The 21,356-nt window shown below is 53.1% G+C and carries 21 protein-coding genes; 5 read left to right on the top strand and 16 right to left on the bottom strand.

All coding sequences use genetic code 11. The features are described from left to right. Positions 1-328 precede the first annotated feature (328 nt). From yfcG to B4923_RS17355, 3 genes are all read left to right on the top strand, one after another. Positions 329-955 (top strand): GSH-dependent disulfide bond oxidoreductase, encoded by a 627-nt coding sequence (yfcG, locus tag B4923_RS17365; protein WP_109055627.1) that lies wholly within the window; start codon positions 329-331, stop codon positions 953-955. Between the two features lie 186 nt (positions 956-1,141). After that, complete coding sequence (gene folX / locus B4923_RS17360) at positions 1,142-1,513, top strand: dihydroneopterin triphosphate 2'-epimerase (RefSeq protein ID WP_109055626.1); 372 nt, start codon at positions 1,142-1,144, stop codon at positions 1,511-1,513. A 57-nt stretch (positions 1,514-1,570) separates the two neighbouring features. Next, positions 1,571-2,494, top strand: coding sequence for a TIGR01777 family oxidoreductase (locus B4923_RS17355; protein WP_109055625.1), 924 nt, complete (start codon positions 1,571-1,573; stop codon positions 2,492-2,494). 23 nt (positions 2,495-2,517) lie between these two features. Here B4923_RS17355 and hisP read toward each other — a convergent pair whose 3' ends face one another. The 14 genes from hisP to pdxB form a co-directional block, all read right to left on the bottom strand. Then, positions 2,518-3,291, bottom strand: a complete 774-nt coding sequence (hisP, locus tag B4923_RS17350) for a histidine ABC transporter ATP-binding protein HisP (protein ID WP_109055624.1) — start codon at positions 3,289-3,291, stop codon at positions 2,518-2,520. A 15-nt stretch (positions 3,292-3,306) separates the two neighbouring features. Further along, positions 3,307-4,023 carry an ABC transporter permease gene (locus tag B4923_RS17345; RefSeq protein ID WP_109055623.1) on the bottom strand — a complete coding sequence of 239 codons (717 nt, stop codon included), beginning with the start codon at positions 4,021-4,023 and terminating at the stop codon, positions 3,307-3,309. Then, positions 4,016-4,705, bottom strand: coding sequence for a histidine ABC transporter permease HisQ (gene hisQ, locus B4923_RS17340; protein WP_109055622.1), 690 nt, complete (start codon positions 4,703-4,705; stop codon positions 4,016-4,018). The genes B4923_RS17345 and hisQ overlap by 8 nt, the downstream gene beginning before the upstream one ends. 124 nt (positions 4,706-4,829) lie before the next feature. Continuing rightward, positions 4,830-5,609 carry a lysine/arginine/ornithine ABC transporter substrate-binding protein gene (locus B4923_RS17335; protein WP_109055621.1) on the bottom strand — a complete coding sequence of 260 codons (780 nt, stop codon included), beginning with the start codon at positions 5,607-5,609 and terminating at the stop codon, positions 4,830-4,832. Positions 5,610-6,003: 394 nt separating this feature from the next. Next, positions 6,004-6,573, bottom strand: a complete 570-nt coding sequence (locus B4923_RS17330) for a UbiX family flavin prenyltransferase (RefSeq protein ID WP_109055620.1) — start codon at positions 6,571-6,573, stop codon at positions 6,004-6,006. 218 nt (positions 6,574-6,791) lie between these two features. Then, positions 6,792-8,309, bottom strand: coding sequence for an amidophosphoribosyltransferase (gene purF / locus B4923_RS17325; RefSeq protein WP_109055619.1), 1,518 nt, complete (start codon positions 8,307-8,309; stop codon positions 6,792-6,794). 21 nt (positions 8,310-8,330) lie between these two features. Beyond that, the gene (cvpA, locus tag B4923_RS17320) at positions 8,331-8,831 is read right to left on the bottom strand and encodes a colicin V production protein (RefSeq protein WP_109055618.1); all 501 of its coding nucleotides are present in this window, start codon (positions 8,829-8,831) and stop codon (positions 8,331-8,333) included. 141 nt (positions 8,832-8,972) lie between these two features. Next, positions 8,973-9,707, bottom strand: a complete 735-nt coding sequence (gene dedD / locus B4923_RS17315; protein ID WP_109055617.1) for a cell division protein DedD — start codon at positions 9,705-9,707, stop codon at positions 8,973-8,975. After that, positions 9,697-10,965, bottom strand: a complete 1,269-nt coding sequence (gene folC / locus B4923_RS17310; protein ID WP_109055616.1) for a bifunctional tetrahydrofolate synthase/dihydrofolate synthase — start codon at positions 10,963-10,965, stop codon at positions 9,697-9,699. The genes dedD and folC overlap by 11 nt, the downstream gene beginning before the upstream one ends. A gap of 89 nt (positions 10,966-11,054) precedes the next feature. Beyond that, entirely contained in the window at positions 11,055-11,969 is a 915-nt protein-coding gene (gene accD, locus B4923_RS17305) for an acetyl-CoA carboxylase, carboxyltransferase subunit beta (RefSeq protein WP_109055615.1), read from the bottom strand. Positions 11,970-12,200: 231 nt separating this feature from the next. Continuing rightward, entirely contained in the window at positions 12,201-12,863 is a 663-nt protein-coding gene (locus tag B4923_RS17295) for a DedA family protein (RefSeq protein WP_109055614.1), read from the bottom strand. Positions 12,864-13,020: 157 nt separating this feature from the next. Beyond that, positions 13,021-13,860, bottom strand: a complete 840-nt coding sequence (gene truA / locus B4923_RS17290) for a tRNA pseudouridine(38-40) synthase TruA (protein ID WP_109055613.1) — start codon at positions 13,858-13,860, stop codon at positions 13,021-13,023. Then, positions 13,860-14,870: an aspartate-semialdehyde dehydrogenase gene (locus tag B4923_RS17285; RefSeq protein WP_109055612.1), complete on the bottom strand. Its 1,011-nt coding sequence runs from the start codon at positions 14,868-14,870 to the stop codon at positions 13,860-13,862. Before B4923_RS17285 ends, truA begins: the two co-directional genes overlap by 1 nt. Positions 14,871-14,957: 87 nt before the next feature. After that, entirely contained in the window at positions 14,958-16,094 is a 1,137-nt protein-coding gene (gene pdxB / locus B4923_RS17280) for a 4-phosphoerythronate dehydrogenase PdxB (RefSeq protein WP_109055611.1), read from the bottom strand. 220 nt (positions 16,095-16,314) lie between these two features. Between pdxB and B4923_RS17275 the strand changes: the two genes are divergently transcribed. After that, positions 16,315-17,217 carry a DMT family transporter gene (locus B4923_RS17275; RefSeq protein ID WP_109055610.1) on the top strand — a complete coding sequence of 301 codons (903 nt, stop codon included), beginning with the start codon at positions 16,315-16,317 and terminating at the stop codon, positions 17,215-17,217. Between the two features lie 91 nt (positions 17,218-17,308). Further along, positions 17,309-18,553 (top strand): flagella biosynthesis regulator Flk, encoded by a 1,245-nt coding sequence (flk, locus tag B4923_RS17270; RefSeq protein WP_109055609.1) that lies wholly within the window; start codon positions 17,309-17,311, stop codon positions 18,551-18,553. On the opposite strand, the gene B4923_RS17265 is transcribed toward flk, so the two are convergent. Next, entirely contained in the window at positions 18,536-19,732 is a 1,197-nt protein-coding gene (locus tag B4923_RS17265; RefSeq protein ID WP_109055608.1) for an MFS transporter, read from the bottom strand. The two genes, flk and B4923_RS17265, sit on opposite strands and share 18 nt — an antisense overlap. Positions 19,733-20,014: 282 nt before the next feature. Continuing rightward, positions 20,015-21,232, bottom strand: a complete 1,218-nt coding sequence (fabB, locus tag B4923_RS17260) for a beta-ketoacyl-ACP synthase I (protein ID WP_109055607.1) — start codon at positions 21,230-21,232, stop codon at positions 20,015-20,017. Between the last annotated feature and the right edge of the window lie 124 nt (positions 21,233-21,356).

Genomic DNA, 21,356 nt, shown 5'->3' with positions numbered 1-21,356 from the left:
TTTTGGGACATTCCGCTCCGTAATGCGGCAGTTGATGCGTGCTTTAAGGGCATTTCACCGGTGTACCAGGCGAATGTAACGCCAATCCCCGGTCATACCCCACACCCTTCGGTTAAGGCCAGCGCGACAATCCGTACCACAATTCAAGTTCGTCATGATGACTTGCCATCACCGCCGCTTATTTTCCCTGCGGGAAAGTGGTAGGGTAATCTTCCGACTTTTCAGAAACACCCGCTTGATCCAATACTAAAGTTTAACGGAGCATCGTCGTGATCAACCGTCACGTAGCGCCACGATGTTTTTCTGAAGTGAAACGGAGATGCCACTCATGATCGATCTTTATTACGCCCCTACACCTAACGGCCATAAAATCACCCTGTTCCTTGAAGAAGCCAATCTGCCTTATCAGCTTCACCGCGTGAATATCGGTACGGGTGAGCAATTTAGGCCCGAGTTTCTTGCCATCTCGCCTAACAACAAAATTCCGGCGATTGTCGACCACCAGCCCGCCGACGGCGGCAAAGCCATCAACCTGTTTGAATCCGGCGCCATCCTGCTCTATCTGGCTGAAAAACACGACGTCCTGCTCAGTAAAGATTTACGTGAGCGTACCGCAACCCTGCAATGGCTGTTCTGGCAAGTGGCGGGGTTTGGCCCCATGCTGGGTCAAAACCACCATTTCAATCACTACGCTCCTCAGCCCGTGCCCTACGCCATTGAACGTTACCAGCAGGAAACACAGCGCCTGTATCGCGTACTGAACAAACAGCTTCAGGGAAACACCTGGCTGGCCGGCGATCGCTACAGTATTGCCGATATCGCGACCTACCCCTGGGTTGTCTCTTACGCTCGTCAACGTGTTGATCTGGATGATTATCCGGCGGTGAAAAATTGGTATGCGCGCATTAGCGAACGTCCGGCGACGGAACGCGCCTATAAACTGGCAGAGGAATAGTCATTTCCTCTTCACGGTACTCGGCCTGCCGCTATCTTCTGGTATTGTTACCGATGCGCACAAGAAGCGGCACCGGGCCTGACGAGGTCCGAATCCTTTGCCCGGACGCGGATTGCAATCAGCGCGGTACGAGACAACGGCCAGCGTGATAACTTCAAGTCAAAAAGGAAAATTGAGGACTAATGAATGTCATACAGAAATACTGACGCCATTATTCGCATAAAAAACCTGCGACTACGCACGTTCATTGGAATCAAAGAAGAAGAGATTAATAACAAACAAGATGTTGTTATTAACGTTGTGATCCATTACCCAGCAGAACGTTCACGCAACAGCGAGAATATTGAGGATGCGTTAAATTACCGCACCATCACCAAAAATATCATTCGCCACGTTGAGGAGAACCGCTTCGCGCTGCTGGAGAAATTAACGCAGGAGGTGCTCAATATCGCCAGCGATCATGACTGGATCACCTATGCTGAAGTAGAAGTGGATAAACTGTTTGCCTTGCGATACGCCGATTCTGTCTCCATGACCATGCGTTATCACAAGGAGTAAGCCCGTCATCATGGTCAAGAAACTGACTGCACAATGAAGGGATAAGCGAGGCCAGACATGCAATTACTCATTACCGGTGGAACCGGTCTTATCGGACGCCATCTGATTCAACGGTTATTACTGCTTTCTCATCATGTCACCGTTTTGACCCGCGATCCCGAACGAGCCCGACAGGTTTTGGGCGACCAGGTGGAATACTGGTCCACGCTGAACAATAAAACCTCACTTAACGGTTTCGATGGCGTCATTAATCTGGCGGGTGAACCCATTGCCGATAAGCGCTGGACGCCGCAGCAAAAACTGCGCCTGAGCCAGAGCCGCTGGAACATGACCGAACAACTCGCCAGACTGATTAACGCCAGCAGCGAACCCCCTTCCGTGTTTATTTCCGGTTCCGCCGTGGGCTATTACGGCGATCAGGGCGCGGCACTGGTCGCCGAAGATGAAACGCCCGCCAATGAGTTTACCCATCATCTGTGCGCCCGTTGGGAAACGCTGGCGCAATCCGCAGAAAGCGACAAAACCCGCGTTTGTCTGTTGCGTACCGGCATCGTTCTTTCTGCGGAAGGCGGCGCACTGGCCAGGATGTTGCCTATTTTCAGGTTGGGACTCGGCGGGCCAATCGGATCGGGGAAACAATACATGTCGTGGATTCATATTGATGACATGGTGAACGGGATTCTTTATCTGCTGGATAATCCGATACTCAGCGGGCCATTTAACATGGTTTCGCCCTATCCGGTTCGCAACGAACAGTTTTCAGCCATGTTGGCGCACGTACTGGATCGGCCCGGCTTTCTGCGCGTACCGGGTTTCGTTATCAAACTGCTGATGGGAGAAGCGTCGACGCTGGTGCTGGGGGGACAGCGCGCATTACCGCACCGGCTTGAGGCCGCAGGGTTCGGCTTTCGTTTCTTTGAACTGGAAGATGCCTTGAAAGAGGTGATAACACCCAAAGATACCGTGAAGAAAACTGGCTGACCCGCAGGGCAGCCAGACGGGGATTATTTCAACGTGCCGGACAGGAACTGTTGTAAACGCGGACTTTTAGGGCTACCAAACACAGCGTCAGGTGGCCCCTCCTCTTCAACCACTCCCTGATGCAGAAAGATTACATGGCTGGAAACGTGGCGCGCAAACTCCATTTCATGCGTGACCACCACCATCGTTTTCCCCTCTTCCGCCAACTGCTGCATAATACGCAGTACCTCACCAACCAGCTCGGGATCGAGCGCCGACGTCGGTTCATCAAATAGCAGCACTTCCGGTTCCATCGCCAGCGCGCGCGCAATTGATACGCGCTGCTGCTGACCACCGGACAGATTAGCCGGATATTTATCCTGCGCCGCCCCGGTAATCCCCACCTTATCCAGATAGAAAACAGCGCGTTCGCGTGCTTCGGCTTTGCTCAACCCCAATACCTGCACCGGTGCTTCCATCACGTTTTCCAACGCGGTCATGAAGCTCCACAGATTAAAGTGCTGAAATACCATGGTCAGGCGCGTGCGCAATAGCTGAAGTTGCTTCTTATCAAACACCTTCAACTGGCCATCATTATCGCGCACCACCCGGATTTCCTGGTCGTTGACGTGAATCGTCCCTTCACAGGGTTTTTCCAGAAAGTTGATGCAGCGCAGCAACGTGCTTTTACCGGAACCGGATGATCCGATAATGGAAATAACGTCCCCGGCCTTAGCCTGCAATGAAATGCCCTTCAGCACTTCATGCTGACCATAACGTTTATGCAGATCCGTTACCATCAGCTTATTATTCGACATACTCTGTTCCTGCTTTTAATGAGATGAACGGATACGAAGATGACGCAACCAGCGCTGTTCCGCTTTTTTGAACAACCCGATTAACGTAAAAGAAATGACCAGATAGATCACTGCCGCGATGCCAAACGCATAAAACGGCTGGTAGGTGGCAGCATTAATATCACGGGCAATTTTCAGAATATCCGGCACCGTGACGGTAAACGCCAACGCGGTGGAATGCAGCATCAAAATCACTTCATTGCTGTAAGCGGGCAACGCAATGCGTAGCGCGCCCGGCAAAATGATATGACGATATTGTTTAAAGCGAGAGAAACCATAGGCTCTGGCCGCTTCAATTTCGCCGTGAGGAATCGAACGAATCGCACCGGCGAAAATCTCGGTGGTATAAGCACAGGTATTTAACGCCAGCGCCAGAATGGCGCAATTCAGCCCGCTGCGGAAAAAGGCGTTTAACAGATCGGTCCCACGCACAAATTCCAGACTATAAACACCAGAATAGAAAACCAATAGCTGAACGTAGAGCGGCGTACCGCGAAAAACATAGGTAAATAACCAGACCGGAAAACTGAATCGCCGCCGCGGCGAAACACGCGCCACCGCCAGAGGGAGCGCCAGCGTACCGCCAATCACCACCGAGGAAATCAGCAGCCACAGGGTCATCGCCAGCCCTGTCATACGGTAACCATCACTCCACAGCAGCGGTTGCCAATATTGTTGCAGGATCTCACTCATAGTTTATTTTTTTGACTCCCTGCGAGTAGTGTCTTTCCAACCACCACAAGACTCCGTTGGAGAGCGTGGTAAAAACCAGATACAGCGCCGCGGCAACGATCGCAAAGTAAAAGGGTTCATGCGCCCCTTTGCCCGCCAACTGCGTGGCCTTGATAACGTCATTGAGGCCCAGTAACGATACCAATGCCGTGGCCTTTAGAATGACCTGCCAGTTATTACCGATGCCCGGTAGGGCAAAACGCATCATGGAAGGAAACAATATCCGGCGGAACACTTTCATCGGTGAAAAACCGAAAGCCACAGCCGCTTCAATCTGTCCGGGAGAAACCGCCAGAAAAGCGCCACGGAACGTTTCGGTGAAATACGCGCCGTAGATGAACCCCAGCGTGATAATCCCCGCCGTCATCGGATCGATATCGATCTGAGCGACGCCCAGCGCTTCCGTCAACGTATTCAGCGTGATCTGCAAACCATAAAAGATCAGCAACATCAGCACCAAATCAGGCACGCCGCGGATCAACGTGGTATAGCCGGAGAAAAATCCCGATAGCAATCGGCTGGCGGAAAGCTTGGCGCCCGCGCCAATCAGACCAATAACCAGCGCCAGCAGCAGTGAACTCACCGCCAGCTCCAGCGTCATGGCCGCGCCATCCAGAATGAGTTGGGAGTAGCCATAAAGCATTAATCATACCCGTTCAGAGTAAACATCGAGGTTGATGACATCACACATCATTACCAGACAAGATATCTCAAAAACATCGGGGCGAGGCCACAGCCCTCATCCCCGAATCCAGACAATGGAGGTCTTAGCCGCCGTAGACATCAAAATCGAAGTATTTTTTGGCAAATGTATCGTAAGTACCGTCTTTGCGTATTTCTTCAAATGCTTTATCCAACGCGGCTTTCAGCTCGGTATCCGTTTTACGCAGACCAATACCGGTGCCCACGCCAAAATATACGTCGTCTTTAACCGCAGGGCCGGCAAACTCATAGTCTTTCCCGGCTGCCAGCTTCAGGAAGCCTTCGCTGCCCGCCACTTCATCCTGAAACGCGGCATCGATACGGCCGGCCGTCAAGTCGTCATAGACTAATTCCTGATTCTGATAAGCGACGATCTCAACGCCTTTCGGCTGCCAGAGTGCATTCGCGTAGGATTCCTGAGTCGTTCCCTGTAATACGCCGACGCGTTTGCCACCTAATGAGGCCAGCGTAGGTTCGATATTGGCGCCTTTTTTCGCAATCAGACGGGCATTGGCAGCGTACAATTTCTCAGAGAAAGCGATTTCCTGCTGACGTTTTTCAGTAATAGAAAGAGAGGAGATGATGGCATCAATTTTTTTGGCTTTCAGGGACGGGATCAACGCGTCAAAATCGCTTTCGACAAACGTACACTTGGCTTCAATACGTTTGCATAACTCTTTGGCCAGATCGATATCAAAACCGATGAGTTCACCGCTGGAATTTTTAGATTCGAAAGGGGCATAAGTAGGATCGGTACCGATTTTAATATTTTCGGGAATGGCGGCCATCGCACTTCCTGCGGCCAGAATTAATGCCAACGGCAGAATTTTTACCAGTTTTTTCATATTGCTACCCTTACCATAAGTGATTGAGGTCAAAAGTTAGTCGTAGATATTTAACGGTTTTTATCGATGTAAATATGAATGACGTGATTGCTGTTTATTTCTCATTACGAAACATAGCAGTTTTCATGCCACATTGACAAAACAACACCAGAAACGTAGCTGAAAGTGACCCGTCGCAGAGTAACAATTTATTTAATTGATTTTATTAATCTATATTTCCAGGAAGAGCGTAAAAGTTAAGAAGGATCGCGTGCAAATGAATATCGCTCAGCACTAATAAGGTGCAGCATCGCACAAAAATAGCGCAATGTTATAAAAAGGCACCATAAAGAAGCATAACGCCTTATTTATTATAGAAAGTGTTTCGCCAGAAACAGCAAAAAACGAGTGACCATTACGAACCCTGCCAGCGGGTAAACAGCTCTTCCGGCAATTCGATATCAAACTGATCAAGCACACGGTTCACCGTCTGATCGATAATATCCTGCACACTTTGCGGGCGATGGTAAAAAGCCGGCACGGGCGGCATGATAATCGCCCCGAGTTCTACGGCAGCGGTCATCATCCGCAAATGCCCCAGATGCAACGGCGTTTCGCGCACGCAAAGCACCAGCGGACGACGCTCTTTCAGCACCACATCCGCCGCACGCGTAAGCAGATTATCGCTGTAGCTGTGCGCAATGCCTGACAGGGTTTTTATTGAACAGGGCAGTATCACCATACCCGCGGTTTTAAATGAACCAGAAGAGATGCTGGCGGCGATATCGCGGGTGTCATGTACCACATCGGCCAGCGCCTGAACGTCACGCAGGTTGAAATCAGACTCCAGAGTGAGTGTCTGGCGGGCCGCATTGCTCATGATAAGGTGAGTTTCTATCCCTTCCACGGTCTGCAAAACCTGCAACAAACGAATGCCATAAATCACACCGCTGGCGCCGGAAATACCAATAATGAGTCGCTTCATCAATACTGCCTCTGACTGATCGCATGCGATTAACTGATGCGAATAAGTGATCTGCGCCGACTTTGCCGTAATGATTAACGATAAGCAAGAAGTAGATAAAAACAGAAAAGGAGCACGTCAGAACGTACTCCTTTTTTCGCTCATTACACCGCTAAAAGATGTTTATACCCGTTATACGCCAAGTTGCATGGGCGCTGGCTTGATGACAGGTATAACACTCAGCCTTCGTTGTGTAACTCCAGATCTTCGACTTCGTTCTGGCTACGCAACGCTTTGGCATCATCATTACGCAAGCATTCCAGATAGTCGAGATAACCCTGATCGACATCCTTCGTCACATATACGCCGTTGAATACCGAACATTCAAACTGTGTGATGTCCGGATTATCTTCACGCGCCGCGGCGATCAAATCGTCCAGATCCTGGAAAATCAGCGCGTCGGCACCGATGAGCTGGCGAATTTCTTCGACTTCACGCCCATGGGCAATCAGTTCATTCACGCTCGGCATATCGATGCCGTACACGTTCGGGAAGCGGATTTCCGGGGCCGCCGAGGCCAGGTACACACGCTTGGCGCCAGCCTCGCGGGCCATTTCAACGATCTGCTCGGACGTGGTGCCGCGCACGATGGAATCATCAACCAGCAACACATTCTTATCGCGAAATTCCGCACGGTTAGCGTTCAGTTTGCGACGAACTGATTTACGGCGCGCCTGTTGACCCGGCATGATGAACGTCCGGCCGACATAGCGGTTCTTCACAAATCCCTGGCGATACGGCTTGTTGATGATACGCGCAATTTCCAACGCGATATCGCAGGAGGTTTCAGGGATAGGGATAACGACATCGATATCCAGATCTTCCCACTGGCGGGCAATTTTTTCACCGAGCTTCTGCCCCATCCGGACGCGGGCGCTGTATACGGAAATTTTATCGATGAAAGAATCCGGGCGCGCAAAATAAACATACTCGAACAGGCACGGATTGCTCTTCGGATTTTCAGCGCACTGCCGGGTAAACAACTGCCCTTTCTCAGTGATATAAATCGCCTCTCCCGGCGCAACATCACGCAGGAATTCAAAGCCCAGCGTATCCAACGCGACGCTTTCCGACGCAACCATATATTCACTGCGTCCATCTTCCAGATCGCGTTTACCGATCACCAGCGGACGGATGCCATTGGGATCGCGAAAAGCAACCATTCCATGACCGATAATCATGGCAACACAGGCATAAGCACCGCGAATTTGCTGGTGCGTCGCAGCAACTGCCGCAAAAATATTATCAGCTTCCAGCGGATAGTGCTGAAAACGGTCCAGCTCTCTGGCGAAAATGTTTAACAGAATTTCGGAATCAGACGTGGTGTTGACATGACGGCGTTCCTGCTCGAACAGCTTTTTACGCAGTTCATGCGCGTTAGTCAGATTACCGTTGTGTGCCAGCGTGATCCCAAAGGGGGAGTTAACGTAAAAAGGCTGCGCTTCCGACGCACTGGAACTGCCTGCGGTGGGATAACGCACATGGCCGATGCCCATATTCCCTTGTAAACGTTGCATGTGTCTTGCTTCAAACACATCCTTCACCAGGCCATTGGCCTTGCGCAGGCGGAAGCAATTTGAGTCATTAATGGTGACAATGCCCGCAGCGTCCTGCCCACGGTGTTGCAACACCGTTAACGCGTCATAAATCGACTGGTTGACCGGTGTAAAACCGGCGATACCGACAATACCGCACATGGTGTCTTTTCCTCATCAGCGCTACCGCAGTGTGATGTGCTGCGGCAAGAAACTTGACGTGCTTTGCAGGTAGTCAAAAAACCACCTGATAATATAACTGAACTGCGGGATTAACTGGGACTGCTTCCAGTCGTCACTCTGTGAAAAACCGGTAAAGGTATCCAAAAAGAATAGCAGTGCGGAGACAATCAACACACCGCGCAGCGCACCAAAGCAAACGCCCAATACACGGTCGGTGCCCGATAATCCAGTGCGTTCAACCAGTGAACTAATCACATAGTTGACGATAGCACCCACAATCAACGTCGCAATAAACAGAATGGCAATAGCGATGCCGTTACGTACCAGTTCATCATCAAAACGGGTGAAATAGATCGCCAGATAGGCGTAGTAATGGCTGGCGATAAAAAATGCACATCCCCAGGTTACCAGCGACAACGCTTCACGAACAAACCCTCGAATCAGGCTAACCAGAGCCGAAAATCCGATGATGCCAATAATGACGTAATCAACCCAAACCATGAACGATCCTAATAATGAACGATGCTACCGGTAAGCCGCGACGTCATCCTGTTCGCGGCGAATTCTAACAGAAAAAGAAAACGTTTGCGTAGCGTATTTCCGCCGATTTTATCAATAGACAATAAAGACGGATGCCACACCTTAACGCACGCTATGCGACCTCACCTGACCACTTAAACCGCTCAGTTGCTGCAACTCACCCAATGATGCCTGCAACTTCTGTTTCGACGCATCAGGGCCGACATAGATACGGGTAATCTGCCCCGCCACAGGCGTTGCGGGTACGGTATAAGCCCGATAGCCGGAAAGACGAAGCTTGGCGACAATTTCATTCACCTTGTCCGCATTTTTCAGCGCCCCGAGTTGAACGATATAGGCCTGTCCGACGGGCGCTTGTTCTGCGGCCGGCGCTTCCGTTCTGGTTTCTGGTTTGACTTCAGGCTTGGGTTCCGGTTTGGTTTCAACTTTTGGCTTCACCTCCGGCTTAGGCTGTACTTTTGGCGCGATGGGAGGTTGAGCCGGAGTCTGAACGGGCGGCCGTTCCACCACGGCGGGCGGCGCCGTCACGACCGCAGGCGCATTCGCATCGGGGGAAACACGCTCCGCGGGAACGCCGGTATCCGTACCGTCCGCGGCTGGCGGCTTATCCTGCATCGCCGCCTCTGCCCCTTCAGGCGGCTGGGTAAGCAACGACTGGTTCAGCGGAGGCAACGAATCCATCTCATCGCTGTCTCCCGGCTTGGGGATCAGCGGGATAGCCGCAAACTCATCTTCATAGTGCTTCTTTTCACCATCCAGCAGACCGGGCAAAACAATCACGCCCAGCGCAACAAGAATGATGGTACCGACCAGGCGATTCTGAAATTTACTCGCCATAGGCTTGTTCCTCATCCAGCGCTTCCAATACATGCGCTACCGTATGAAAAGATCCACACACAATGACGGTATCCTGCTCCGTTGATACCGCCATCGCCTGACGCCAGGCGCTGGCCACATCGGAGAACGACTGGCACTGATTCAGATGTTCAGCCAGCTGCGCGGCCGTCGCGCCCCGCGGACCTTCCAGCGTGGCGCAGTACCATTCATCCACCAGCGGCTGTAAATAGCCCAGCGTGCCGGCAATATCTTTGTCTGCCAGCATGCCCACCACCGCGCGGATTTTCCCCGCTTTTGGCAGGGTTGCCAAGCGGTTGGCGAGATACGCCGCGGCGTGAGGGTTGTGAGCCACATCCAGAATCAGCATGGGTTTTTCGCGAACGATCTGGAAACGGCCAGGGAGCAACGCCTGCTTCACGCCCTGACGAATGGCCTCTTCACTCACATTCAGCGGTGAATAGTTCAATGCGGCCAATGCTGTGGCGGCGTTAGCCAGAGGAACATTCGGCATTGGCAATCCTGACAGCTCGCGCTGCTTGTTCTGCCAGCTCCAGCCATCGCGTTGAATCGAGAAATCCCAGTCCCGGCCACGCCGCAACAACACCGCGCCTTTCTCATCAGCGATACCGGCTATTGAGACCGGCATATCGGGTTCGCCCACCACGGCCGGCTTACCCTGCCGGAATATCCCGGCTTTTTCTCTGCCGATGCTATCACGATCTTTACCCAGCCAGTCGGTATGGTCGAGCGCAATACTCGTCACGACGGCCACGTCGGCGTCCACGATATTGGTCGCATCGAGGCGTCCTCCCAGACCGACTTCCAGAATCACAACGTCCAGATTCGCCTGCTTGAACAATTGCAACGCGGCCAGCGTGCCAAATTCAAAATAGGTAAGAGAGATCGCCCCTCTTCCGGCTTCGATAGCGGCGAAAGCCTGACAATGATGTGATTCGGGCAACTCTGCGCCCTGAATTCGCACCCGCTCGGTATAACGCAGCAAATGGGGGGAGCTGTAGACACCGACACGCAGTCCGGCAGAGATCAGGATGGATTCCAGCGTACAGCAGGTCGTGCCCTTGCCATTGGTCCCTGCGACGGTAAAGACAACCTTGGCGGGCTGTAATAATTGAAGATGTTCGGCAACCTGCTTAATGCGCTCCAGTCCCAAATCAATGGTCTTGGCGTGCAGGTGCTCCAGATAATGAAGCCACGTGACCATAGGCGACGTGGCTTGGGGTATTTGAAGATTATCCATGAGTCCCGTTCACTGGCTTACGGTTCATTTTATACAGGAAGCGCGAATGTTGCCTGAGGCGGACTCACGCTTCCTGTTCATCGGTTCAGCTACGCTTCATCCTGTGATTCGGACACAGCGTCGCTGTGGTGTTCAACCACATCATTGCCTGGCTCCGGCTGATTGGTCAGCTTGGCAAGAATCGTCGCCAGTTTATAACGCATCTCCGGTCGACGAACGATCATGTCGATAGCGCCTTTTTCAATCAGGAACTCACTACGCTGAAAACCCGGCGGCAGTTTTTCACGTACCGTCTGTTCAATAACGCGCGGCCCTGCGAAACCGATCAGGGCTTTAGGCTCGGCGATATTCAGATCGCCGAGCATCGCCAGACTGGCCGATACGCCGCCCATCGTCGGATCGGTCAGTACGGAGATATACGGTAGGCCACGCTCGCGCATTTTAGCCAATGCCGCACTGGTTTTCGCCATCTGCATCAGCGACATCAACGCTTCTTGCATACGGGCGCCGCCGCTGGCGGAGAAACAGACCAGCGGGCAGCCATCTTCCAGCGCCTGTTCAACCGCACGAACGAAACGCGCGCCAACGACAGAGGCCATAGAGCCGCCCATAAAAGCAAACTCAAAGGAGGCGGCTACCACTGGCATACCATATAATGTCCCTTTCATGACGATCAGGGCATCTTTTTCATCAGACTGCTTTTGTGCTGCAACCAGACGATCTTTATATTTTTTCGAATCCCGGAATTTCAGGATATCTTTCGGTTCCAGTTCGCTACCTAACTCCACTGTCCCTTCTTTATCCAGGAAAGCTTGCAGGCGAGCTCGTGCTGAAAGACGCATATGGTGGTCGCACTTCGGGCAAACCTCCAGATTGCGCTCCAGCTCTGCGCGATACAGTACCTGACCGCAACTATCACATTTAGTCCAAACACCCTCAGGAATGTTCGCTTTACGGGTCGGGGTGATATTGCTTTTATTAAGAATTCGTTCAATCCAGCTCATTGATAACCTTTCTGCTTGAACCTGGCACATGCCAGTCCGCTGTTCATGCCTCAACCATTCCCTGACAACACAGCCAATTAAAAATGCCAGAGACCCGCGTCAATCGCGGTACCAAGGCATTGGCGTCAAGGGTTGTTCCAAGAACAGACCATAAATGCTGCCCATTAAACCATAACGATCCGGTGCTGTGGATAAAAAACTGGTCAAACCGGATGTTAAAATACTGTTCACTTATTTCACATTACCGCGCATTGCCGCTCTCCGGTGCCGGACGACCTCAATAATACCCGGCAGGATAGAGACAAAAATAATCACGACAATCAGTAATTTCAGATTTTCCTGCACTATCGGCAAGTCACCGAACAGATATCCCGCGTAGGTAAACAAAATGACCCACAGCAGCGCCCCGATTACGTTATAAGCCGCAAAGTGACGGTAACTCATATGCCCCATGCCGGCGACAAACGGCGCAAATGTTCTCACAATAGGGACAAAACGCGCCAGAATTATTGTTTTGCCGCCGTGACGTGCATAAAACTGATGTGTTTTATCCAGATAGCTGCGGCGGAAAATTTTTGAATCCGGATTACTGAACAACTTCTCACCGAACAAACGGCCAATCGTGTAGTTCACTGCATCCCCCATGACCGCCGCGGTAATCATCAGGAAAACCATCGTATGCACATTCAGGTCATTCGATGGCAGCGCAGCCAGCGCCCCAGCGACAAACAACAAGGAATCGCCCGGCAGAAACGGGGTCACGACCAGCCCGGTTTCACAAAACAGGATCAGAAACAAAATGGCATAAATCCAGACACCATATTGCGCGACCAGTTCCGCCAGATGCACATCAATATGCAGAATAAAATCAATAATAAATTGTATGAATTCCATAAAAACATCTCTTTCGATAGAAAGTGCCGCTATATACCACTCTCGACTGCACTTTTCCATCCATGAGCACCAGCTTTATCGATCACAGCATCGCCACGCAAACATCGGTTACGCCAACGTGCATGACGTAAAAAGCCCATCATGCAAAACCTGCCATTCAACATTCGTCATGCAAAAACAGCGGCCCCATTGAGGGTCGAGGTAAAGCAAAACACGTCGGATAGTCCACCGAAACCAGGTACAACCCTTCCGCCCTGGCCGTCGCTGCCGCCAGTGAGCGATCTTTTGCCGCCAGCAGTTCTGCTATCCACGTTTCCGGCTGATTGCCACAGCCCACTTCCATCAGGCTGCCGACAATATTGCGCACCATATGGTGTACAAACGCATTGGCCTTAATATCTACCACGATATACGCGCCATGACGCGTAACCTTTAAATGATTTACATTGCGCCACGGAGTCCTCGACTGGCATTGCACGGCGCGAAACGACGTAAAATCATTCTCACCCAGCAGACATTGACCCGCCCGTTCCATCCGCTCTGCGTCCAGCGGCAGATAGCAATGCGTGACGCCCTGAGCCAGTATGGCGGGACGATAGCGATGATTATAGATGACATAACGATAGCGGCGTGCGGTAGCGCTAAAACGGGCATGAAAATCATCCCTTACCGTTTTTACCCAACGAACGGCGATATCCGGCGGTAAATTCGCATTTACCCCCATGGTCCAGGCCGCGTCTTTACGCACCGCCTGTGTCACAAAATGCACCACCTGCCCCGTTGCATGTACGCCCGCATCGGTACGACCCGCGCAGAAAACCGTGATTGGCTCATTCGCCACCTTGGTCAGGGCCCGCTCAAGGCACCCTTGCACGCTGTCGACTTCCGCCTGACGCTGCCAGCCATAATAGCGGCTGCCGTCATATTCAATGCCCAGCGCAATTTTCAGCGGGGCAAGATCTCCTTCAGCCGCCCCCGCCAGCATCGGTTCTGACATTACCCCAGATACTCCTGCACCAGACATTCCGCCGTTTCCAATGCCATCAGTGCGCCGCCGAAACGAACGTTATCCGCCACCGACCAGAATTGCAGCAGTTCAGGCATACCATAATCATTGCGCAGACAACCGATACTCAGTTGTATATTGCCGGAGGCGTCTTCCACCTGGGTCGGGTAATCCTGTTCATCACTCACCAGAACTTCACCCACCTGCAACAGTTCGTTACGTGCTTCTTCCGCGGACAGCGGGCGCAATGCCTCCAGATGAACAACCTGAGCATGACCGTAGAACACCGGTGACTGTATACAGGTGACAGAAAGCGGCAATCCCTCATCCTGCAACACCTTACGCACTTCATCCACCAGACGGCGTTCCTCACGCACGCTGCCTTCGTTATCCGGCAACAGCGGCAACAGATTGAACGCCAGCTGTTTCGGAAATATTCCTGCTTCAGGCGGAATACCGTTCAGCAGACGCGCACTTTGTCCCGCCAAATCATCCACGGCGGCTTTGCCACGCGCGGAAACCGACAGCATGGCGGTGATCTGCAAACGGGATAGACCCGCGATATCCGTCAACGGTTTGATCGCCACCAGCAGTTGGCTGGTCAGACTGTCCGCAACCGCGACGATGTTGCGATTACGATAATCCGCCAGCACATGCGTATTCACGCCCGGCACAACCAGCGGGACATCCGGCTCCAACGCGAACAGGCCGCTGCTGTCAATAACCAGACAGCCTGCGTTACCGGCTTCTTCCGCATAACGTTCGCTGGCTTCCTGACCGGCGACAAAAAACGCCAGCTGCGCCTGCGACCAGTCAAAATCCGCAACGTTCTCAACCGGACAGGATTTTCCATTAAAACGTATGATTTCACCCACGCTACGTTCGCTGGCCAGCGGATACAGTTCACCCACCGGAAATTCACGTTCCTGCAACAACGCCAGCAACGCTGAACCCACCGCGCCCGTTGCGCCCAGCAGAGCAATATTCCAGCCGTCAGACATGTGGTTCTTCTCCCCAAATTGATGAATAAACTTCCACGGCGATAAACCATCCCCGTCGACTAATCTCGTTATGACAATGAAAATACGTCAAAGATCGGCTGCCACCGTCGCATTGAATCCCAGCTTATGCAGACATTCCGCGCTGGCAGTATCGGCGCAGATGACATGGAGCGACGACCATTCGCGTCGCTCCTGATAATGCTTACGCAGGCGGTCAAACCCGCCATCCTGATGCACGACCTGACGTAACAGGGCATCATCCCGGCGCACATCATACACCAGATGCACCAGCCGCTTTAATAACGCTTCATCCAGCGGCGACGTCAGGGTCACGCGGGTAAATTCCGGCGCGGGCAATAGCGAGGACAAGGCAACCTGCTGCGGATTACCGATAAATTCACTCCAGGCTTCAAAAACCTGGGTCGTGCCGCGCGCTTTACCTTCAAGCGTATAGCCGGCGATGTGCGCCGTACCGATATCGACGCGTGCCAGCAGTTCGGTGGACAAGGCGGGTTCCGGCTCCCAGACATCGAGCACCACGCTGAGTTTTTTCCCGCGCTTCAGGGCTGCAAGCAATGCCGCATTATCCACCACCGGGCCACGGCAGGCATTAATCAGGATACGGCCATCGGCGAAGTGATTCAGCACGGCCTCATCAATCAGATGTTTCGTCTGGTAAGGACCTTCCGCGTACAGCGGCGTATGCAAAGTCAGAATATCGGCATCCCTGACCAGCGTTTCCAGCGGCAGAAAATCTTCATCATCGCCGCACTCAGCTCTGGGGGGATCGCACAGCAGCGTCTTTACGCCCCACGCTTGCAACCTGGCATTCAGCCTGCCGCCCACATTGCCCACGCCAACAATTCCCACCGTTTTGTCACGCAGTTGGAAACCATCGCGTTCGGCGAGCATCAGCAGGGAAGAAAAGACATATTCGACAACCGCGATGGCATTACAGCCCGGCGCGGCAGAAAAACGGATACCGTTCGCTGCAAGCCAGTTCTGGTCAACATGATCGGTACCCGCCGTTGCACTACCGACAAACTTCACCGATGTTCCAGTCAGCAGTTCAGCGTTAACCTTTGTCACCGAACGCACCATCAAGGCATCGGCGTCTTTCAGGGTTTCAGACGGCAGCGGACGCCCCGGCACGGTCTGCACATCGCCCAAACGGCTGAACAGCTCGCGGGCATACGGCATATTTTCATCAACCAGAATCTTCATTTTCTTCCCCGGTAATCGGTTACCCTGTCAAAAAGAGGGAGGCTATTTTGCCACTGAATGATGGGGAAGCCCAAGGGCTTATTCTCCGCTCCGGCGTCTGTCATGGCTGACCGCGGAAGCAGTAAAAAATCCGTCAGGCGTTTTATACGCAGATGGCGAAGACACGGTCATTCAGCACATTAAAAGCGGCAGTGTTAAACTGAATGCTTTCCCGTTCCTGATGAGAAGTCTTAATTTGAACGCATTGTTTCCCACCGTCGCCGTCCTGATCTGGTCAGTTAACGTGATCGTCAATAAGCTCTCTGCCGCGGTGATTGATCCGGCGGCGATCTCTTTTTATCGCTGGCTACTGGCCTTTGCGCTGATGACGCCCTTTATGCTGCCGGGTGTCCGCAAACATTGGCGCACGATTCGTCAGTATGGCTGGAAACTGATGTTGCTTGGGTTTCTGGGGATGGCGCTGTATCAGAGTCTGGCTTATTACGCGGCGCACACGATCAGCGCCTTGATGATGGGAATTCTGGGATCGCTGATGCCGCTGCTAACGGTCATCATCAGCATTCCGCTGCTTCGCATCGCGCCTACGCTCGGCATTCTGCTGGGCGGCGTGTTGTCACTCGCGGGCATTGTCTGGCTTATCAGCGAGGGCCACCCTGAACAGATTCTTGGGCAGGGCATCGGCCCGGGGGAAATCATGATGTTTTGCGCGGCCGCCGCCTACGCGCTCTACGGCGTGTTAACCAAACGCTGGCATATTCCGTTGCCCAACTGGCTGTCGCTGTATGTGCAGATCGCTTTCGGCGTACTGCTGTTGCTGCCTAATTTTCTGTTCACAGACAACGTACAGCTTAACAGTCAGAACATTCCGCTGGTGGCTTTTGCCGGCATTCTGGCGTCCATCATCGCGCCGTTTATGTGGATTCAGGGCCTGATACGAATGGGCGCCAGCACCGCCTCCATCTTCATGAACCTGACACCGTTATTCACCGCCGTTATTGCGATTATCTTCCTGCATGAATCGCTGCACGGCTATCATTTGATCGGTGGCGGCGTGACGTTGCTGGGCGTCATACTGGCGCAGCGTCTGAGACGTCCTCTGGTTAAGCGGAGTCATCACGATTAACGCCGGGTTTTACGCTGTTTTGTGACTATCGAAGGCGGATAGAGCTTGCTATGATTCCTCACACCAACCGCCAGCAGTGAGGATAGCCAGTATGCAACCAGTAAGTGGCCCCGGGGCCCCGCTGCCGGGCGAACAAGCGGTCAACACGACGACGTCCTCAACAACAACCGGCCGCTCCGGCGCCAGCGGCGGCGATCAACCACTCACGCCGGCACAGCGCACCACGCTTGAGAATCTGGTGCTCAAAGTGGCGGCGCTGACGACATCAAAAGCCACCGAAATCTGGAGTAACGTCAAGCAAGGACTCGGACTGGCGGAAAACGCGGAACTACAATCTCGCCACTATCAGCCCGCAGAGCAGTTGCTACAAACACGATTAACACAGGTTCAGGATAATAACAGCGGACGCCAGCAACTGCTGCAACGTCTGACCGACATGCTGCCGCAGGGGAATAACCGCCAGGTCGTCAGTGATTTTATCCGTCAGCAGTTCGGCCATACGGTACTCAGTTCGCTCAGCAAGGCGCAGTTACAACAGGTGGTGACGCTACTGCAAAATGGGGCGCCCCCCCAGGCGACTAGCGCGGCAAACGCGTCTCAGGCGGCGATTAATGCGCCTGACCGTCCGCTGCTTCCTGCCGAGCAGAACAGTTTGAATCAACTGGTAAACCGTCTGGCATCCCAGACCGAAGAACAGCCGGCCAAAATCTGGACCGCGCTGATGACCATGCAGAATTTAAAAGCGGGCGAATCTATCCCCCTTAAACATCTGTCATTGCTGACCCAGTTTCTGCAAACGCAAATCATGTTGCAGCAGGCAACGAAGCCGCTACCAACATCATCATTATTGCAGGCGCCATCACAGCAACAACCCGCACAGACCGACACGGCGAACCATGCCATCCGGGGACAACCCGCCTCTGGCAATCCGCAAACAGCGGCCAACGCGCCTCTATTGACATCACAACCCGGCTCACAGACGACGACAGCGTTTGCCACCTCCAACCTTGCCGTACTGCAAAGTGCGTTACAGCAGCCGCTTTCCGCTCAGGAACAGCAAATGCTGCTGGATTACACGCAGAATCGTTTTAACGTTGGATTACAAACGCCGCTCACGCCGATGCAAATGAACGACGTTTTAACGTTCCTGTTTACACAACGCATACAGCGATCGCAGGAAAGCGACTGGGCGACATCGCCGCTGTACCCGCAACCGCTGCTCAATCCATTGATTGCTTCATTGCCGCTTAACTGGCAATCCTTATTCCAGAAGCCTCTATTTTTGGTGATTGTCAGCGCCTGTGTCGCGGTCTTTCTGTTATGGATTTTGCTCTGATCGCTGGTTTACGGCGAAATTCAGCGTTACGGCTATACCCAGTGCCGCACAAACGGCGCCGGCCATAAACACGGAAGAATAGCCATGAGAGGTAGCCAGAATACCGACCAACGGACCGCTAAACGCATACGAAATGTCCTGAAAGGCGGCATATCCGCCCAGCGCCGTACCGCGTACCGATACGGGTACGCGTTTCACAACCTCCACGCCTAACGCGGGGAAAATCAGCGAACAACCCAGTCCCGTCAGCGCGGCCCCCAGCAGCGCCAGCCCAGCGGAAGGCGCCAACCACAACACGACCAATCCAACGATCTCGATCATCAAAGAAATCATGGCGACTTTACTGCCGCCGATCTTGTCAGGCAGATGACCAAAAGCCAAACGCATCAGGACAAACGACAAACCAAACGCCGTGAGCGCAAATCCGGCATTGCCCCACTGCTGCACGCTAAAGTAGAGAGACACAAACGTACCGATCACGGCAAATCCTACGCCCTGCATCGCCAGTGCGACACCGGGTTGCCATATCAGGCCGACCACTTTCCAGAACGAAGGGCGAATGCCGCCATGGGCCGCGATGGCCGGAATACGCCAGTTCATCAACAGGGCAATGGTGGGCAATGCCAACGCAGAGAGTCCCAACGCCATAAATCCCCAGCCGTGATACAGCCACAGGCCTAATGGCGCGCCGGCGGCCAGCGAACCATAAATCGCCATCCCGGTCCATGACATGACCTTGCCTGAACGCTGTGCCCCGACCAGCCCCATTCCCCAGGTCATGTTCCCCGTCAACATTTGACTTTCACCAAAACCCAAAATCAAACGGCCGGCAACCAACAGCGCAAATTTACCCATTACCGGTAACGGCAACAGCGCCGCCAATAAATAAGCGACGCCTGCCAACGCACAGGCGCCCATGCCCTGCAACGTCGAACGCTTTGCGCCTTGCTGATCGGCTAAACGCCCGGCATAACCGCGGGTCAGCACCGTCGCCAGAAACTGAACGCCGACAGCAATCCCAACCATGGTGTTGTTCAGCCCCAGTTCGTGATGCACGTACAGCGGGATCACCGGCAAAGCCAGTCCGACAGTCAAATAGGAAAGAAAAACGGCACAGGTCAACGACAGCAGCGATCGCTCGGCAGAATCGTGACGCAAATGAGAAACAAACAAAGACATCTCTTACTCCAAATCAACAACAAATGAAGCGAGAAGGCAGGAGCGGTCTAGAAATCCCAACGCCCTCTCCGTCCGCGAAAAACCGCAGACAACGGGTGCGTTGGATCACGTGAACGCTTACGCAGCGCCAGAATCGGCTACTGTAGAACCCGACCAGTAAACAGGGAAGCAGTCAATGTGTCAATATGCGACATTGCAGGAAAATAGTGGAAGATAATCAGGGGATATTGAACATAACGGCTGTCGGCGCACCCGTTATGTTCATCGATGATTAAGTAACGATTACTTCTCGAGTTTGCTCATCACCAACGCGGCGTTGGTGCCGCCGAAGCCGAAGCCATTCGACATCACCGTGGTCAGCTTACGTTCGGTAGGTTCAGTAATGATATTCATCCCCACCGCACGCTCATCCAGCGTATCAACGTTAATGCTCGGCGCAATAAAACCGTGTTCCAGCATCAGCAGCGTATAAATGACTTCCTGTACCCCTGCGGCGCCCAGTGAGTGACCGGTCATCGCTTTGGTGGCGGAAATCGCCGGGATGCTGTCACCGAATACTTCGCGGATTGCGCCCAGTTCTTTCACATCGCCCACCGGGGTAGACGTACCGTGCGTGTTGATGTAATCAATCGGGGCTTTCACGTCCTGAAGCGCCATCTTCATACAACGCACCGCGCCTTCACCTGAAGGCGCAACCATGTCGGCGCCATCAGACGTTGCACCATAGCCGATAATTTCAGCATAGATGTGCGCGCCACGCGCCAGCGCGTGCTCCAGCTCTTCGACTACCACCATACCGCCGCCGCCAGCGATAACGAAACCATCACGATCCGCATCATAAGTACGGGACGCTTTTTCCGGCGTCTCGTTATATTTGGTAGACAGCGCGCCCATGGCATCAAATTCACAGGCCAGCTCCCAGCACAGTTCCTCGCCGCCGCCGGCGAATACAATGTCCTGCTTGCCCATCTGAATTTGTTCAACCGCATTGCCAATACAGTGTGCGGAAGTGGCGCAGGCAGAACTGATGGAATAGTTGACACCGTAAATTTTGAACGGCGTTGCCAGGCAGGCAGAAACGCCGGATCCCATGGCTTTGGTGACCACATACGGGCCAACGGCCTTCAGGCCGCGCGGGCTGCGCATGGCGTCAGCGCCGAACACCTGATAACGGGCAGAACCGCCGGAACCGGCAATCAATCCGACGCGCGGGTTGCACTGATATGTCTCAGGAGCCAGACCTGCATCTTCAATGGCTTGTTCCATTGACAGATAGGCATAGATAGAAGAATCGCTCATGAAACGTACAACCTTACGTTCAATCAGTCCGGTAGTATCCAGTTTTACATTGCCCCAGACGTGACTACGCATGCCGGAATCTTTCAACTCCTGAGAGAAAGTAATACCCGAACGCCCTTCACGCAACGACGCCAGAACTTCCTGTTGGTTATTACCTATGCTTGATACGATCCCCAGACCAGTAATCACTGCACGTTTCATCAAATACCTCTTCCACTTATAAAATTTGGGATTTCGCATCGCACTTTAGCGTACAGTTGTAAGCTGAACAAGTCCGATCAGCCGAACTTTTGCTAAATTTGCGCCACGGCATTACGCTGGTTAG

Origin of the sequence: Brenneria roseae subsp. americana, from assembly GCF_003115815.1 — a bacterium.
In the GTDB taxonomy this organism is placed as follows: Bacteria; Pseudomonadota; Gammaproteobacteria; order Enterobacterales; family Enterobacteriaceae; genus Brenneria; species Brenneria roseae.
This window is presented reverse-complemented; position numbering and strand designations above follow the sequence as displayed.

Excerpts from the sequence above, each read along its gene's own strand:
- yfcG (WP_109055627.1), top strand. The coding sequence starts at position 329 with ATGATCGATCTTTATTACGCCCCTACACCTAACGGCCATAAAATCACC.
- folX (WP_109055626.1), top strand. The coding sequence starts at position 1,142 with ATGTCATACAGAAATACTGACGCCATTATTCGCATAAAAAACCTGCGA.
- B4923_RS17355 (WP_109055625.1), top strand. The coding sequence starts at position 1,571 with ATGCAATTACTCATTACCGGTGGAACCGGTCTTATCGGACGCCATCTG.
- hisP (WP_109055624.1), bottom strand. The coding sequence starts at position 3,291 with ATGTCGAATAATAAGCTGATGGTAACGGATCTGCATAAACGTTATGGT.
- B4923_RS17345 (WP_109055623.1), bottom strand. The coding sequence starts at position 4,023 with ATGAGTGAGATCCTGCAACAATATTGGCAACCGCTGCTGTGGAGTGAT.
- hisQ (WP_109055622.1), bottom strand. The coding sequence starts at position 4,705 with ATGCTTTATGGCTACTCCCAACTCATTCTGGATGGCGCGGCCATGACG.
- B4923_RS17335 (WP_109055621.1), bottom strand. The coding sequence starts at position 5,609 with ATGAAAAAACTGGTAAAAATTCTGCCGTTGGCATTAATTCTGGCCGCA.
- B4923_RS17330 (WP_109055620.1), bottom strand. The coding sequence starts at position 6,573 with ATGAAGCGACTCATTATTGGTATTTCCGGCGCCAGCGGTGTGATTTAT.
- purF (WP_109055619.1), bottom strand. The coding sequence starts at position 8,309 with ATGTGCGGTATTGTCGGTATCGCCGGTTTTACACCGGTCAACCAGTCG.
- cvpA (WP_109055618.1), bottom strand. The coding sequence starts at position 8,831 with ATGGTTTGGGTTGATTACGTCATTATTGGCATCATCGGATTTTCGGCT.
- dedD (WP_109055617.1), bottom strand. The coding sequence starts at position 9,707 with ATGGCGAGTAAATTTCAGAATCGCCTGGTCGGTACCATCATTCTTGTT.
- folC (WP_109055616.1), bottom strand. The coding sequence starts at position 10,965 with ATGGATAATCTTCAAATACCCCAAGCCACGTCGCCTATGGTCACGTGG.
- accD (WP_109055615.1), bottom strand. The coding sequence starts at position 11,969 with ATGAGCTGGATTGAACGAATTCTTAATAAAAGCAATATCACCCCGACC.
- B4923_RS17295 (WP_109055614.1), bottom strand. The coding sequence starts at position 12,863 with ATGGAATTCATACAATTTATTATTGATTTTATTCTGCATATTGATGTG.
- truA (WP_109055613.1), bottom strand. The coding sequence starts at position 13,860 with ATGTCAGAACCGATGCTGGCGGGGGCGGCTGAAGGAGATCTTGCCCCG.
- B4923_RS17285 (WP_109055612.1), bottom strand. The coding sequence starts at position 14,870 with ATGTCTGACGGCTGGAATATTGCTCTGCTGGGCGCAACGGGCGCGGTG.
- pdxB (WP_109055611.1), bottom strand. The coding sequence starts at position 16,094 with ATGAAGATTCTGGTTGATGAAAATATGCCGTATGCCCGCGAGCTGTTC.
- B4923_RS17275 (WP_109055610.1), top strand. The coding sequence starts at position 16,315 with ATGAGAAGTCTTAATTTGAACGCATTGTTTCCCACCGTCGCCGTCCTG.
- flk (WP_109055609.1), top strand. The coding sequence starts at position 17,309 with ATGCAACCAGTAAGTGGCCCCGGGGCCCCGCTGCCGGGCGAACAAGCG.
- B4923_RS17265 (WP_109055608.1), bottom strand. The coding sequence starts at position 19,732 with ATGTCTTTGTTTGTTTCTCATTTGCGTCACGATTCTGCCGAGCGATCG.
- fabB (WP_109055607.1), bottom strand. The coding sequence starts at position 21,232 with ATGAAACGTGCAGTGATTACTGGTCTGGGGATCGTATCAAGCATAGGT.